This window comes from Gracilibacillus salitolerans (assembly GCF_009650095.1).
Taxonomy (GTDB): domain Bacteria; phylum Bacillota; class Bacilli; order Bacillales; family Amphibacillaceae; genus Gracilibacillus; species Gracilibacillus salitolerans.
The window spans coordinates 4482899-4497734 of record NZ_CP045915.1; the positions used below are offsets into that span (position 1 = coordinate 4482899).

A 14836-nucleotide genomic window follows, 5' to 3' on the forward strand; every position below is an offset into this window, starting at 1 on the left:
GCGTTCTAATTCTTCTTCGCGTGTTAACTTCTTCTCTTCTTTTTCTTTTGTTTATTGATTTTCTTAGACATAGAAGGTTTCCCCTTTGGTCTTGGTTTCAGGCCTTCTATTCCTTGGTCACGAAATGCTTTCAACCAACGTTGAATCATGGAATGGTTGTTCAAATTAAATTGAACAGCAGTTTCTAAATAAGAAGCACCTGTTTCTAGCATAAATTGTACCGCATCTAATTTAAATTGAACAGAATACTCCTTCTTAGTATTTCTTCGTTTTAATCCATCCACCCCCTGTACTTTATAGGATCTCACCCAATTTTTTAATGGAGAAGTACTGGGCATATTATATTTTTTCGTCAATGATTTATATCTAAGATTCCCGTACAAATACTCGGTGACAAGCTTTACTTTAAATTCTTCACTATATTTGACCATAAAAACACCCCCGAAAATTAGATTTTTTACTCTAACTTTCGGGGGTCGGTACCCCTCTTAAATGGGTTATTTTTGCAATCTATCGATAAATGTCCATGCTTCCTGAATATCTTCTGGTGTATAGTTCGATTTTTTCTTTACTTCTTGCACTTTTTGTTCGACCTCAGGCTTCGGCAATTGATCGAAATATAGCATGGTTGCAACAAGCTCCAAAAAGCGTGAACTCTGCTCTTTCATTTCCTGAACAACTGACTCTTCCAAAGGCAGTTCTGTATTGGAATGCTTGAGAAAATCTTCTCCCTGCTCTGTCACTTGATAACGATATTGGTAATAATTGCTCTTCTGCTCTTTAACTTCTGAGACAAATCCTAGATTAGTAATCTCCTCAATTCGCAAACTTAACTCTTCTGAATAAGGTCCGTAAAAATAGAACGTATACTTTTCTTCAAAAGGTAGTCCAAGTTTTTTCATGATGTAAATGATTTTTTGCAACTTTTTGCGCCCGACAATTCCTTCCGATGCTGCGATTACTTTAACAAGCTTTGCATGATTATCTAGCAATGAAAACACCCCAGTTTCTTTAGCTTTCTTGTTTGTTTAATATTTTCTTTATTTTTTCTTTTTCCGGTCTATCCTCTGGCAACTTTTCTATTAAATCTTTTGGATAATATAATTTATGATCGGTCCGTTTTTTACCTGATATCGCCTCTACAATGTCAGACTGACGAGATAATTCACGTAATTCCTTGTTCGGCATTAACAAATGAATCGGTAATCTTTCTTCTTCCTCTCCTGGCCGGTAGAAATCATACGGCAAATCGGAGGAGGAATCAACTACTAAGTAGTATTCCGGATCAAGGTCAATATCGCGGAACAACTGATAAAGTTCCATCCATTCGTTCATTTGCAAATTCGGATTAAATTCGACATATTTAAATAACCGGCGATTCATAAAGCGATACGCCAAATCACTTAAAATCGGATCATCTTCTTCCGCCCACATTTGAAAATAATACAAGACTACTGCTTCATCCAGCTTAATGTAATCCTCAAGCGACACTTGCTCCTCAAAGAATGAAGCAAAAGGTACCGGTTCTACCTTAAACGTATAGCCTTCTTCATATAATTCTTTAACGCGGTGGAGAATTTTCGTCAAAATCACTTCGGCACTGCGGGTAACCGGGTGAAAATAGACTTGCCAATACATCTGGTAACGGCTCATAATATAATCCTCTACTGCATGCATGCCTGACTCCTTAATGACTACTTGATCTTCTACAGGACGCATGACACGTAAAATTCGCTCCATATCAAAGTGGCCATAGCTTACACCGGTAAAATACGCATCACGCTGCAAATAATCCATGCGGTCCGCGTCAATCTGACTGGAAATCAAACTGACCACTAATTTGTCGTGATAGGTCTTATTAATAACATCGGCAACTTTTTGCGGAAATTCACTGCTGACTTTTGTTAACACTTGATTAACTTCTGTATTCCCTAAAATAATTGATCGGGTGAAATCTTCGTGGTCTAATTTAAACACTTTTTCGAACGAATGGGAAAATGGTCCATGTCCCAAATCATGAAGCAACGCGGCGCATAAACATAGCAATCGTTCCTCACGATTCCAGTTAGGCCTGTCCTCAAAATTGATGAGAATACGACGAACGATTTCATAAACTCCCAGTGAATGGTTAAAACGACTGTGTTCTGCTCCGTGAAAGGTTAAAAAAGATGTGCCTAATTGCTTGATCCGTCTCAATCGCTGAAATTCTTTAGTACCAATCAAATCCCATACTACCAGGTCCCGGACATGTACGTAACGATGGACAGGATCTTTAAATACTTTCTCCTCATGTAACTGATCATCTCTATAAGCCATGGCAAATACCTTCCTCTTTTTTCTTACTATTAGTATAATATAGTTTCAGGTGAACGAAAAGGTTTGGAGGATAATAATGAAAGATTGGAAGCAATTTTTTAGTGATAAAAAAATAAGAGTTATTGATCATAGTGATCCCGATACGCTCGGGACAGCCATGGCATCATTTGCGGTCGATGATACGTTGTGTGAATCGGTAGGGCGAAGCAGGAACGAGGTTGCGTGTCGGTTCTGGGTCCATGACAACACGGTTGTTCTTGGCATTATCGATAGTCGATTACCAGCTGTGGACGATGCTGTCGTTTTTTTACAGGAAAAAGGGTTTGATGTTGTCGTTCGGAATTCGGGTGGTCTTGCCGTGGTGCTGGATCGTGAAGTCTTGAATTTTTCGTTTGTGGTGCCGGATTTGGCGGAGATGGGGATTCATTCTGGGTATGAGCTGATGACGGCTTTTGTGCAGGATATGTATGCGGATCTCACCGATGGAATTGAGGCGTTTGAGGTGGTTGGATCGTATTGTCCTGGTGAATATGATTTGAGTATTGGTGGGAAGAAGTTTGCGGGTATTTCACAACGCCGAGTCAAAAAGGGGATCGCAGTGCAGATTTATATTTGTGTGCGCGGCAGTGGAGCGGCTCGTGCTGAGTTAGTTCGTGATTTTTATCGTGAAGGGCGTTCGATAGATGATGAGCGGTTTGCGTATCCGGAAGTGGAGCCAGACACGATGAGGTCATTGTCAGAGTTGGTTGGTGTGGAGTTAACTGTCGAGGAAAGTATCGATCGTGTGTTGCGGTTATTAGGCGATGTCGAATATACGGACTTAGCTGGTGATGAGTTAGCCATTTTTGAAAAAAGGATGACACAAATGATTGAACGGAATCAAAAAGCACTTAAGTGAGCACTTTTTGATCCGTTGATGGCAGCTTGACTTGGTAGCCGATGCCTGGCTGTTGCGGTAATGTGACATAACCGTTGTTGACCTCTACTTCCGGGGTGATAATGTCCTGGTGCCAATAGCGGTTTGAAGCTCCTGGGTCTGCTGGCAAGGTAAAGTTGGGTAGTGTTGCTAATGCCAGTGATTGGGCACGCCCCACACCTGCTTCCAGCATCCCTCCACACCAGACCGGGATGTTGTGCTGCTGGCAATAGTCGTGTATCTGGATCGCATTGGTGAATCCGCCGACTTTTGCTAATTTAATGCTGATAATTTTACAACTTTGGAGCGCGATTGCTGTTTGGACATCTGCTAAGGTATGAATGCTTTCATCAAGGCATATCGGTGTTTTGAGCTGTTGCTGGAGCTTGGCGTGATCAGTGAAATCGTCCGATGCCAGCGGCTGTTCGATCATCATTAAATGGTACTGATCCATTCTTTTAAGATGTTCAATGTCGTTGATTGTATAGGCAGAATTGGCATCAATCATCATTGGTGTTGTCGGAAAATGACTGCGTACCTTTTCTAAAGTGTGTAGGTCGTTTTCTGGTTTGATTTTTAATTTGATCCGTTTATAGCCTTGTTGAAGTGCTTGTTCGATTTTTTCAATCAGCTGCTGGTCGCTGGATTGCAGTCCGATTGCAGCTCCTACTGGTATTTTGTTGGTGGTTCCTCCGATAGCTTGGTAGAGCGGTTGTTGTTTGCGCTTTGCAAAAAGATCCCATACCGCTCCTTCGATAGCTGTCTTTGCCATATGATTTCTACGAATGTTGTTGATTTTGAGCTCTGCCGGATGGCTGATCTGCTGCGCTTTGATAAGCGGCCAGAGATGGTGTTCAATTATATACTCCACCGTATGTGTCGTTTCCTCTGTGTACCATGGTGCATCAAATGCTACCGACTCCCCATAGCCTATGAATCCATCCTTATCATGTAGCTCGGTGATGATGATGTCCTTTTTCTTGATGGTAGTGATGCTATTAGTAAATGGAAACTTAAGCGGCATCTTTAAACGATGCATAATTAATTTTTCGAATACGATCAATTTGCGTGGCTCCTTTTTTATGGTCACTATTCTTACTTTTATGGCCACTTCTTCGATTTTTATGGCCACTTTTTTATGTTTTATGGCCACTATTCTTACTTTTATGGCCACTTCTATTTTTCGTTACGGCTAGTATATCAGGATGCGAATAGTAAACGCCTTTTTTTACTCCAAATTTTATGAATCCCGCTCTAAAAATTAATTTTCGAGTTGCTTCTGATGATGGAAGTTGAAACATGTCTTGTGCTAACTGTTTTGTCACTCTATTATTCGATAATAATGCGATTTGATATAACAATTTATGATGTGCATCTGTGCTTCTCATCCCACAGTAGGCACATTGCCATCGCATTCGCTCTCTTTTCATTGGCCGCTTGTTACAAGAAGGGCATGGTAATCCTTTGTGTAAATCATCCCACAAAATGGCGTGTTTTTCTAGTATCGAAATCCCACGCTCACAATGATTATTAACTAAAAATTGTTCGATTTGTTGATTAGCTTCTTCGGAAATGATAGGGGGGTGCTTTTCAGCTAAATTTTCTAGGATGGATGGAACTCTTTGAGATGTCAATATACGTTTATATTCTGTGTAATCATGTAAGCGGAGGATAGCGTTAGGATTGACAAAGACAGCGAAGCGATAAGTAGGTAATTGGATGATGTTGTGAGCGGTGAAAAAGGATCGTAAATTAGCATATTGGCGATCGACTCGTCAAAACCCTCTTTGATGCAGTCTATTATACGTGTCAATTGATGGGATTTCGCATCAAAGTAGATCTCTCCTGTGTGACTTTTCACTTCGAAAATAATACGGAATCCTAATCCGAGAACGAGCCAATCGAGTTGGAAAGAGCTGTGGTGTTCGAGTCGTAACCTTTTGATACATGTTAGAGATGGTACCTGTGCTTGATCGAGGAAGAATGTGAGGCTGTCTTCTCCTGCTTGCCCAGCGTCTTGCCGCCGGAAATGGTTGATAATGTTGGGGTACTCAAGATGTTGTTCTGGAAGGAGTTCTAGGAGTGCCCGATATTGTTGCGATAAAATGGGGGTTTGGGGTATCATATCTATTCTCCTTTCTCCCCTTAATATAGCAAAAAGCACAGTAGAAATCTACTGTGCATCTAATGCTTGTGCTGCGGTGATTAGTGCTAATTTGTAGGCATCGTCACTGCTACAGCCACGTGATAGGTCATTTACCGGTTGATTAAGACCTTGCAGGATTGGGCCTACTGCGTCAAAACCACCTAAACGTTGGGCGATTTTGTAGCCAATGTTACCTGCTTCCAGGCCAGGGAATACAAATACATTTGCGTCACCTTTTAGCACAGATCCTGGCGCTTTTTTCTCTGCCACGGAAGGAACGAATGCTGCATCAAATTGGAATTCACCGTCTAATGTAAGTTCTGGTGCTTTCTCTCTAGCAATGTTTACTGCCTCAGCAACTTTCTCTGTCTCTTCTGACTTTGCTGAGCCTTTTGTTGAGAAGCTAAGCATTGCTACACGAGGGTCTATATTAAAAAGCTTTGCGGTGTCAGCACTGCCAACTGCAATTTCTGCTAAATCTTGACTGTCTGGTGCGATATTAATCGCACAGTCGGCAAACACATATTTCTCATCATCACGAACCATAATAAAGACGCCGGAGGTTTTTTTGATGCCTTCTTTTGTCTTAATAATTTGTAATGCCGGACGTACAGTATCTGCTGTGGAGTGGGCAGCACCACTTACTAAACCATCTGCTTTGCCCATGTATACAAGCATCGTGCCAAAATAATTTTCATCCAATAACATGTTACGTGCATCTTCTTCTGTTGCTTTACCTTTACGACGTTCCACGAAAGACGTAACCATTTCGTCAAATTCAACGTAAGTGCTTGGATCTAAAATTTCCACTCCATCCAAATCTACACTTAATTCCTTTGCTCTCTGTTCTATTTTTTCTTGTAATCCGACTAATACAGGTTCTACTAATCCGTCTTTTTTTAATTGGCTGGCCGCTGTTAATATTCGTTCATCCAATCCTTCAGGAAACACGATTTTTCTAGTATTACCTTCTAATCTACCTTTAATATCCGCAAATAGATCGCTCATCTTTTAACCCTCCAAATTATTATCTGTATTATATGATACGCCTTTTCGTGTAATAATGAAAGTATCAACCTATATGAATGCGTTTCATTATAAAAAAATTTTAAATTGTTCATTTTTTTGTAAAATATTAGGCTTTATACATAGCGTTTCAATAAGTATTTTTCCCCAAATATGTTATATTAAAACGAAAGAATGATTTCAGAAGGAGTGAATCAAGATGCCGGAAGCAGTAGAAACAATGGATGGTTGGTATTGTTTACATGATTTACGAAAAATAGATTGGGCAAAATGGAAAAAGGCATCAGAAGAAGAGCGCAGACAAGCGGTTGATGAAATAAAGACGATGCTTCGCGAATGGGAAGAGGTCTCAGAAGCACGTGATGGCAGTCATGCCTTTTACTCGTTAATGGGACAAAAGGCAGATATTATTTTAATGATACTCCGCCCGACAATGAAAGAATTAGAAGAAATCGAATTACGTTTCAATAAATCTAAATTTGCCGAGTTCACAACTCCAAGTTATTCCTATGTATCGGTTGTGGAACTATCGAAATATATGTCAAAACCACAGGACAACCCAGAAGACAACCCGGGGGTCCGTGCACGATTGAAGCCGAAGCTGCCAGAATGGGACCATATTTGCTTCTACCCGATGGACAAGCGTCGTGAAGGTAATGATAACTGGTATATGCTTCCAATGGATGAACGTCGTCAATTAATGTATGAGCATAGTTTGACTGGAAGAAAATATGCTGGTGAGATCAAACAAATTATTACTGGCTCCATGGGCTTTGATGATTGGGAATGGAGTGTTACCTTATTTGCAAAAGACGTACTGCAACTCAAAAAGATCGTCTATGAAATGCGCTTTGACGTTGTAAGTGCACGATATGGAGAGTTCGGACCCTTCTATGTCGGCAACCTATTAAAAACAGATGATATTCCAGCTTATTTAGCTGTCTAAAACTCACGGGATAAATCCCGTGTGTTTTTTTATACTATTAATTTAGATGTTGATTGTATAAGAAAATGAAGGCTTTAGACAGTACTTGTCGATAAGCAAGTATTTCTTTATGCATGTTTACTAAACAAATTGCATATAGATGGCTAGTAGGAATGCGGAAAAAAAGCACGAGCAAATTTCCGATTACAGAAAGGAGTCTTATCGATGAGTCAAAATCAAAACCAGAGCCAACAACAGCCTGTGAACATGCAACCATACACTCCACAAAGCTATTATGGTGTACAAAGCGGCTATGGAGGATATCAATATCCGTATGGACAAATGCCCCGAATGGACCAACTGGGACAATTGGGACAGATGGGACAGATGGGACAGATGGCGCAAAATGGACAACAGCAACAACCTTCCGTTTCAGATGTACCTGGAATGCTTCCAGCAGAAGAATCTTATATCGAAAATATCCTAAGATTAAACAAAGGGAAAAAGGCTACTGTATACATGACGTTTGAAAACAATGACCGCTGGAATGCAAAGGTATTTAAAGGACTTATTGAAGCAGCGGGTCGTGATCACATTATTTTAAGTGATACGGAGACTGGTAAACGTTATGTATTATTAATGGTGTACTTAGATTATATTACGTTTGATGAAGAAATTAATTATGAATACCCATATAATCAAACTCCAGGGACAGTATCCTATCCGCCACGCTAAAAAGACAAACTTCAACAGCTCAGACACAAGTAAATGCTTGTGTCTTTTCTTATGGAGGTAAATATGGTAAACAAAAAAGCTACAATCGATGAAATATCGGTCGCTTGTTTTAGCATAACACTAGTATTCGTTATTCTGGCATGGCGCAATGGATCGACTTTGTTAGGGATGATTGCATTAGCCTGCTTAAGTATTAATCTATTTATCGAAGCTTGGAAAGAGTGGAAAAAGGGGCATTCGTTTTTCTTTTCACAATTTGTGTTACGGGGTATTGGCATCATTGGGATTATGGTGCTTACTATTCTTTATATGTAAAAAAGTGTGGAGTTCCACACTTTTACACATTTCCTGCCATACCTAGAAGGATTACACCAATCCAAAAGAGAAGCTTTAATACTATCGTTACGATGCCTAATGTAAGCGAGGCTTTAGCCACCCCTCTTTTAACAGGTTTGTTTAAACCGACAATACCAAAGATAATAGCGAGAACACCCAGAATATACGGTATGAAAGGAATAATATTTAAGACAACACCGATAATTCCTAACACTAACCCCGCGATTGCAAGCCCGTTCCCTTCCTGTTGTTCCACAATAACTCGTTGTGGTTCCTGATGCAATACCATCACCCCTTCCAACATTTCCCAAAACAATGACCCTTTGATTATAGCAAAGGGTCATGATTTATTATATATACTTGATTACTGCATAGCCTAACAGCACCCATCCAATTAAAAACGCTAGACCACCAATTGGTGTAATCATCGCAAATGTTTTGATCTGCGTCGTCGAATAGATGTAAAGACTGCCAGAGAATAAAAGAATTCCTGCGAAGAAAAACCAGCCTGCTGACGCCATACTACCTGCTGAAATTTTAGGCATTAATAACCCTGTCGCAAGTAAGGCAACTGTATGGAACATTTGATATTGTACCGCTTTTTCCCATGTAGCAAGCATCTTTTCTGATAATTTTCCCTCTAAACCATGTGCACCAAAAGCGCCTAATGCAACGGCAAGAAAACCATTCAGAATACCTAATAATAAAAAGATTTTCATCTATTTCCCCACTCCCTATTTAAAAGTCAAGTAGTGAATCTCCATTAGCACCGTCGTCTTCCACCTTTTTCTCTTGTTTTATCGATGGTTTTGGCGCAGGTTGTCCGACCATTTTCTGCCACTCTAAGTCTTTGATCGTGCTTGTAGATCGAGCCGGTGTACTATTATCTTGATCTAATAATAAATCTGTTAAAGATTGTACTGCTTTTGCATGCTCTCTTACTTTCGTTTCATTTTGCAGTGCTTGTTCACATTCCGCTATTATCTTTCGCAAAATCTGCTGATTGGTAATCGCCATAATCGCTCATCCCCTCTCCCGTTATTATACAATTCCAAGCGAATTTAAGAAAATGATAATGATTAAGATCGGCGCGATAAATTTCACTAGTACATACCAGAGCTGACCAATTGGATTATTGGTTAAATCCGATGCTTCCAATGCTTCATGTTTGGTAAAATACCAACCGACAAATACTGCCATCGTTAGTCCACCTATTGGTAAGAAAACATTAGACGAAAGAAAGTCCATTGAATCTAAAATGTTTCGATCACCAATTAAGGTAATTTCGCTCCATTTTCCCATTCCTAAGGAAACCGTGACACCAGATGCAAATATGACGATGCCGACGATAAGTGATGCGAATTTTCTTGACATATTTGCCGCACGCATCAGATATGCAACCGGTACTTCCAGCAATGAAATCGAAGAGGAAATAGCGGCTAAGCTTAATGCCGTAAAGAATATCAAACCAATGATATCACCGAAGTTCATTTGATAAAAGATTTCCGGTAACGTGATGAAAACAAGTGGCGGTCCAGAACTAGGGTTAATGCCAAAGGCAAATACAGCTGGAAAAATCACAATACCTGAAATAATCGCAAATAAGGTATCCATCACACCAATTCCCACGGTCGCGCCTGGTAACTGGTGCTGTTTCGTTAAATAACTTCCGTATGTCATCATCGTACCAACACCTAAACTCAACGAAAAGAAAGCTTGTCCTAATGCTGCAATATATACAGAAGGATCATCTAATACCGACCAGTCCGGCTGAAAGAGGAACGCAAGTCCATCAGCAGCGCCTGGTAACGTTATACTATAAATAGCCAACGCAATCATCATTAATGCTAAAATAGGCATTAATATTTTATTGGCAAGCTCGATTCCTTTTTTAACACCTACTAAGACAATTAACATGGTAATCCCCATGAAAAGGGCATGCCAGAATAATGGTGCATAATCCTGTGAAATGAATGCCTCAAAGGATCCACCAAACCCTATCTCCGGCATCTCCGACATCGCACCTGTTACATATCTCCACCAGTAATACAGTGCCCAGCCAGCTACTACACTGTAAAAGCTAAGGATGAGAAAGGCACTCGCAACACCTAAATAACCAACCATAAACCATGGCTGTTTCGGTGCTAGTTTTTTATATGATCCGACAATATCTCTTTGCGCCTTCCGCCCGATACTCACTTCTACTAATAATAATGGAATACCGATAACTAACACACTTAAAATATATAAAATTAGAAATGCTCCCCCACCATTTTCACCAGCCACATAAGAGAACCGCCAAATATTACCCAATCCAACAGCAGAACCCATTGCAGCTAACATAAATCCTAACCTTGATGCCCAATTTTCTCGTTGCATATATTATTTTCACCTCTACTACCTATAAATAAATTCTTTCCTATTGTACACGATAGAATCTCGCTTTTCTACCTTGATTTTCAGATGATATACTAGTGTTACAAGGAGGGAGCGTTATGCACAAAACCTTACGGTTAATCGGGGATCATTCCCCCGTTCAGCTTGTCCAGCCTGTAGCTGGTGGTGATATTAATCAAGCTTATTATGTCCAAACAGCTGAAAACCATTATTTTATCAAAACCAATCAACACGTACCTGCCGATTTTTTTAAAATAGAAGCGGATGGGTTAGAACGAATTCGTGCGACCAATACCATTGCTGTACCAGAAGTATATCATTATGACATCGCTAAAGATGATGAAGAAATTGTTTTAATAATGGAATGGTTGGAAGGTAGTAAAAATGCCTCCACCGGTCGTGTGTTAGGGGAAAATTTAGCCGCCTTACATTCAGCAGAAGCTGGTTCCAATTATGGGTTAGATCAGGCCACATTTGTTGGGGAATTGACTCAGCAAAATGTATGGTATGACAATTGGGTGGATTATTACAGAGAGAAGCGCCTCCGTCCACAAATGAAGCTTGCGATTGAAAAAGGAAGAATGAGTGGCAAAAGACGCGAGCGTATGGAATCTTTATTAGCCAATCTAGATCAATACATACCGAAAACTCCCCGTGTGTCGTTGCTACATGGTGATTTATGGGGTGGAAATTGGCTAGCTGGTAAAGATGGGGAACCATATCTAATTGATCCGTCTGTTGTTTATGGCGATCATTTATTTGAGATTGCATTCACGGAGCTGTTTGGTGGTTTCCCGGCTGATTTTTATCAGAGTTATCAGGCTGCGTTTCCGCTAGAGGATTATTATCAGGATGTGAAACCGATTTATCAGTTATTCTATTTGCTGGTCCATTTGAATATCTTCGGAGAAGGGTATGGCGGAAGTGTCGATCGAATACTTGCACGTTATTGAAAAAGAGCACCCGCTTATCTAATTCGTAATAGATACAAACTGTGAACCAATCCAATGAAGTTTTTTCTTGACGTAGCTTTCTTCTATTCTGTTTATAGTTGAGTGCTAACTCGACGCTGCGGAAAAAATACTCGCTTTCCGTGGGGAACGCTTCAGCCTCCTCGGAAGCCAAGACCGCTTCCTGCGGGGTCTTCAGACTGTTCCATTCCCACAGGAGTCTCGCATTTTTTCCGCAGCTTAGATTTGTGTTCTAATTAAATGACAGGAAATCCAATGAATATAGTTCCCTAAGTTCTATTCAACGATAATCAGGACACTAAAATTAGCGTAGGCAGAATACGGAGACTCCTGTAGGACAGCGAGAGCTGAAGATCCACTTTGTGAAGTGCTTTCCTTCACAAAGTTAGCTGAAGCCGAGCCCACGGAAAGCGCAGTATTCTGCCGAAGCGGTGACATAACACTCTCTACAGAAAGAATGGAAGAAAGCAAATCCACATGACAATTACTTCGCAGTTTATGGATTTTGTGCATCTTTTTATAAAATGACCGTTGTGTCTCAACTCTAGACTACGTTCAACCGCTCTTCCCTACAAAACAAAAGAAAAGCCATCTTATGATGACTTTTCTTGATATTGATAGACTTTATCCGGTGATTGTTGTTTGTTTTTCTTTTCTTTCCACCATTTCATTATGTGATCCGTTTTCCCTTCGACGATTGGTTGGGTGAAGGTTACAACCCACTTGGAAGCTAAGAACCAAACGATTGCAGCTGCGATGACAGCGAGACCTAACGTATCAAAATTTTGATCTACTGCCAGTAAGTTCGCTTGACGTCCGTATTGAATAATAACACCATGCAATAAATAGACATACATCGTATTTTTTCCTAGAGGTGTAAAAGAATAGTGTTTATTCGGGATTAAAAGTAACACCGAAAAGACCATTAACATTGCTACTATATATAACATAGAACGCATCAAACCACCGCTAACTGCCGCATCCAACCCTTGATATGAATGTGAACCAAATAACCACTGAGCTGGAATTGTAGGTGTCACATAACTCACGACAAATACCGCAATTAAAATGCCGATCGCTACTGCCTTTTTATTGACTGTCTGCCAACTAAATAATCGTTCCTTGGACAGCCAGTAACCAATTAAGAAAAACGGAAAAAAGACAAGTGTTCTCGATAAACTAAATGATGGGCCGATAAATGGTAAATAACCAACCAAAACACCAATGGCAAAAGCCAGTGGTATGCCATAAACAGGTTTCAGTTTTTTATATCCAATCAATAATATGTGCCAGCTGAATAAGCTCAACAAGAACCATAATCCCCAATGTGGGTCATACAGCGTTGTATCCCAACTATTTTTACCAATCCCTAAAAAATAGATAGAATAAAACAGTTGGAATAAGAAGTACGGGAGTAAGATTCGCTTAGCTAATTTCAACAAGTATCCTTTATCACTTGCCCCCTTGGCAAAAAAACCACTTACTAAAATAAAGACAGGCATGTGAAAAATATAAATCCATTGATAAATTACATCGACTAATTGAATATTTGGCTTTAAAGGCTGAATTAAGTGACCAAACACAACTAAAAATATAAATAAGAGTTTGGCATTGTCAAAATAAGCTTCTCGTCGCATCCTTTTATTCTCCCTTTTTATGGTTTTACTCCATATTACCCTCTATAAGGAAGAACAAAAAGTAATTCCGTTTATTGTTAACAATTTGTAAATGCGTTGTTATGTTTTTGAAATTTTAGAACGAAATAGCCCATGTGCCATTACGGAAAATCTCTTCTTTTTCCCCGTCTTTTGTAATACCATCAATATCCATATCTGCAGAGCCAATCATAAAGTCTTCATGGACAATACTGTCATTGACACCATTTTGATCCATTTCCTTCTCTTTCATATCAGATCCGCCTTCTATATTTGTTGGATATGCTTTTCCTAATGCAATATGGCAAGATGCATTTTCGTCAAACAATGTATTAAAGAAAATAATCCCTGCTTGAGAAACTGGAGATTCATGTGGTACTAAAGCGACTTCACCTAAACGGGACGCGCCATCCTCATCTGCTTCTAACAACTGTTTGAGCACTTCTTCCCCTTTCTCACATGTGTAATCAACTACCTTACCATCCTTAAAAGTCAATGTGAAGTTCTCGATTAACTGCCCTTGGAAGCTGAGTGGTTTTGTACTTGTAACATGGCCATTGACTCCGTATTTATGAGGCATAGAAAACACTTCTTCTGTCGGCATATTCGGGTTAAACGTAACTCCATCTGTTGCTTTCGCTGCCCCTCCATGCCAAATATGTCCTTCCGGTAATTCAATCGTTAAATCTGTTCCTGCTGCTTGAAAATGAAGCTTTGCATAGTTTTTTTCATTTAAATATTCACGAGCATTTCGTAATAATTGATTATGTTGTTTCCACGCTTCGATCGGATCATCTTGATCAACACGTGCAATACGGAAAATTTCCTGCCATAGCTTCCCTTTCGCTTCTTCTGCATCTAAGTCTGGATATATTTTTTGAGCCCAGTCTGTTGTGGGATAACCAACGATTGACCAGCGTGCTCGATCGTTCATCATGTAATCACGATATTCTTTTAAAGCGGTAGAACTTGCTTTCGTTACCGCAGCCATCCGTTTACCCTCGATACCTTGCAAGAGATCAGGGTTTTCACCATAAATATTTAATAGAGCATAGCCGTCTTTTACCATACCCACCAAAGCATCCTTACGCCATTCTGGAAAATTCTCCAATACTTCCATTGATGCATGCTTCATTTTTAAATAAGTTAGTGCATCATCTTTCCATTCGACATGGACATTTTTTGCTCCTAATTCGTATGCTTGCTTCACAACGATTCGGACAAATTCAATCGCTTCAATCGGTGCCTGAACCAATAATCCTTGACCTTCTTGTAAATTGACACCTGTATGTAATGCTAATTTTGCATATTTTCTTAGTAATTCCTGCATTTTTCATCATCCTCCAAAATATGGTCTATAATAATATGCTACCTGAACGATTTAAAAATGCAAATGCAAACCTTTATTGTTTT

General features: G+C 39.8%; 18 protein-coding genes. 5 read left to right on the plus strand and 13 right to left on the minus strand.

Annotation, left to right across the window (positions count from 1 at the left end; genetic code table 11):
* Positions 1–23: 23 nt before the first annotated feature.
* From GI584_RS21110 to GI584_RS21120, 3 genes are all read right to left on the minus strand, one after another.
* The gene (locus tag GI584_RS21110; RefSeq protein WP_153792525.1) at positions 24–431 is read right to left on the minus strand and encodes a helix-turn-helix domain-containing protein; all 408 of its coding nucleotides are present in this window, start codon (positions 429–431) and stop codon (positions 24–26) included.
* Positions 432–497: 66 nt separating this feature from the next.
* Entirely contained in the window at positions 498–992 is a 495-nt protein-coding gene (locus GI584_RS21115; protein WP_100358920.1) for a YwgA family protein, read from the minus strand.
* Positions 993–1011: 19 nt separating this feature from the next.
* Complete coding sequence (locus GI584_RS21120; protein WP_100358919.1) at positions 1012–2316, minus strand: HD domain-containing protein; 1305 nt, start codon at positions 2314–2316, stop codon at positions 1012–1014.
* 76 nt (positions 2317–2392) lie between these two features.
* On the opposite strand from GI584_RS21120, the gene GI584_RS21125 reads away from it, so the two are divergent.
* A complete protein-coding gene (locus GI584_RS21125; RefSeq protein WP_153792526.1) occupies positions 2393–3214 on the plus strand; it encodes a lipoate--protein ligase family protein in 822 nt (273 codons plus the stop codon).
* Here GI584_RS21125 and menC read toward each other — a convergent pair.
* From menC to pta, 4 genes are all read right to left on the minus strand, one after another.
* Positions 3207–4271, minus strand: coding sequence for an o-succinylbenzoate synthase (gene menC / locus GI584_RS21130; RefSeq protein WP_153793045.1), 1065 nt, complete (start codon positions 4269–4271; stop codon positions 3207–3209). The genes GI584_RS21125 and menC overlap by 8 nt on opposite strands.
* A gap of 97 nt (positions 4272–4368) precedes the next feature.
* Complete coding sequence (locus GI584_RS21135) at positions 4369–4866, minus strand: hypothetical protein (RefSeq protein WP_153792527.1); 498 nt, start codon at positions 4864–4866, stop codon at positions 4369–4371.
* Positions 4863–5357, minus strand: coding sequence for an NERD domain-containing protein (locus tag GI584_RS24435; RefSeq protein WP_153792528.1), 495 nt, complete (start codon positions 5355–5357; stop codon positions 4863–4865). Before GI584_RS24435 ends, GI584_RS21135 begins: the two co-directional genes overlap by 4 nt.
* A 48-nt stretch (positions 5358–5405) precedes the next feature.
* The gene (pta, locus tag GI584_RS21145) at positions 5406–6386 is read right to left on the minus strand and encodes a phosphate acetyltransferase (protein WP_153792529.1); all 981 of its coding nucleotides are present in this window, start codon (positions 6384–6386) and stop codon (positions 5406–5408) included.
* A 217-nt stretch (positions 6387–6603) separates the two neighbouring features.
* On the opposite strand from pta, the gene hemQ reads away from it, so the two are divergent.
* From hemQ to GI584_RS21160, 3 genes are all read left to right on the plus strand, one after another.
* Entirely contained in the window at positions 6604–7350 is a 747-nt protein-coding gene (gene hemQ, locus GI584_RS21150) for a hydrogen peroxide-dependent heme synthase (RefSeq protein ID WP_153792530.1), read from the plus strand.
* 204 nt (positions 7351–7554) lie between these two features.
* Positions 7555–8064 carry a spore coat protein GerQ gene (gene gerQ / locus GI584_RS21155; RefSeq protein WP_153792531.1) on the plus strand — a complete coding sequence of 170 codons (510 nt, stop codon included), beginning with the start codon at positions 7555–7557 and terminating at the stop codon, positions 8062–8064.
* Positions 8065–8127: 63 nt separating this feature from the next.
* On the plus strand, positions 8128–8379 hold the full coding sequence (locus GI584_RS21160) for a hypothetical protein (protein ID WP_100358912.1): 252 nt from the start codon (positions 8128–8130) through the stop codon (positions 8377–8379).
* A gap of 22 nt (positions 8380–8401) precedes the next feature.
* Here the strand turns inward: GI584_RS21160 and GI584_RS21165 are convergent, their stop codons facing one another.
* The 4 genes from GI584_RS21165 to GI584_RS21180 form a co-directional block, all read right to left on the minus strand.
* Entirely contained in the window at positions 8402–8683 is a 282-nt protein-coding gene (locus GI584_RS21165) for a DUF4190 domain-containing protein (RefSeq protein WP_228552302.1), read from the minus strand.
* Between the two features lie 67 nt (positions 8684–8750).
* On the minus strand, positions 8751–9119 hold the full coding sequence (locus tag GI584_RS21170; protein ID WP_100358910.1) for a DUF423 domain-containing protein: 369 nt from the start codon (positions 9117–9119) through the stop codon (positions 8751–8753).
* 19 nt (positions 9120–9138) lie between these two features.
* Positions 9139–9417: a YwdI family protein gene (locus GI584_RS21175; protein WP_100358909.1), complete on the minus strand. Its 279-nt coding sequence runs from the start codon at positions 9415–9417 to the stop codon at positions 9139–9141.
* A gap of 24 nt (positions 9418–9441) precedes the next feature.
* Positions 9442–10779: a sodium-dependent transporter gene (locus tag GI584_RS21180; RefSeq protein WP_100358908.1), complete on the minus strand. Its 1338-nt coding sequence runs from the start codon at positions 10777–10779 to the stop codon at positions 9442–9444.
* 116 nt (positions 10780–10895) lie between these two features.
* Between GI584_RS21180 and GI584_RS21185 the strand changes: the two genes are divergently transcribed.
* Positions 10896–11750, plus strand: coding sequence for a fructosamine kinase family protein (locus GI584_RS21185; RefSeq protein ID WP_153792533.1), 855 nt, complete (start codon positions 10896–10898; stop codon positions 11748–11750).
* A gap of 611 nt (positions 11751–12361) precedes the next feature.
* On the opposite strand, the gene GI584_RS21190 is transcribed toward GI584_RS21185, so the two are convergent.
* Positions 12362–13405, minus strand: coding sequence for an acyltransferase family protein (locus GI584_RS21190; RefSeq protein ID WP_153792534.1), 1044 nt, complete (start codon positions 13403–13405; stop codon positions 12362–12364).
* 115 nt (positions 13406–13520) lie between these two features.
* Entirely contained in the window at positions 13521–14753 is a 1233-nt protein-coding gene (locus GI584_RS21195) for an aminopeptidase (protein WP_153792535.1), read from the minus strand.
* Positions 14754–14836: the final 83 nt, after the last annotated feature.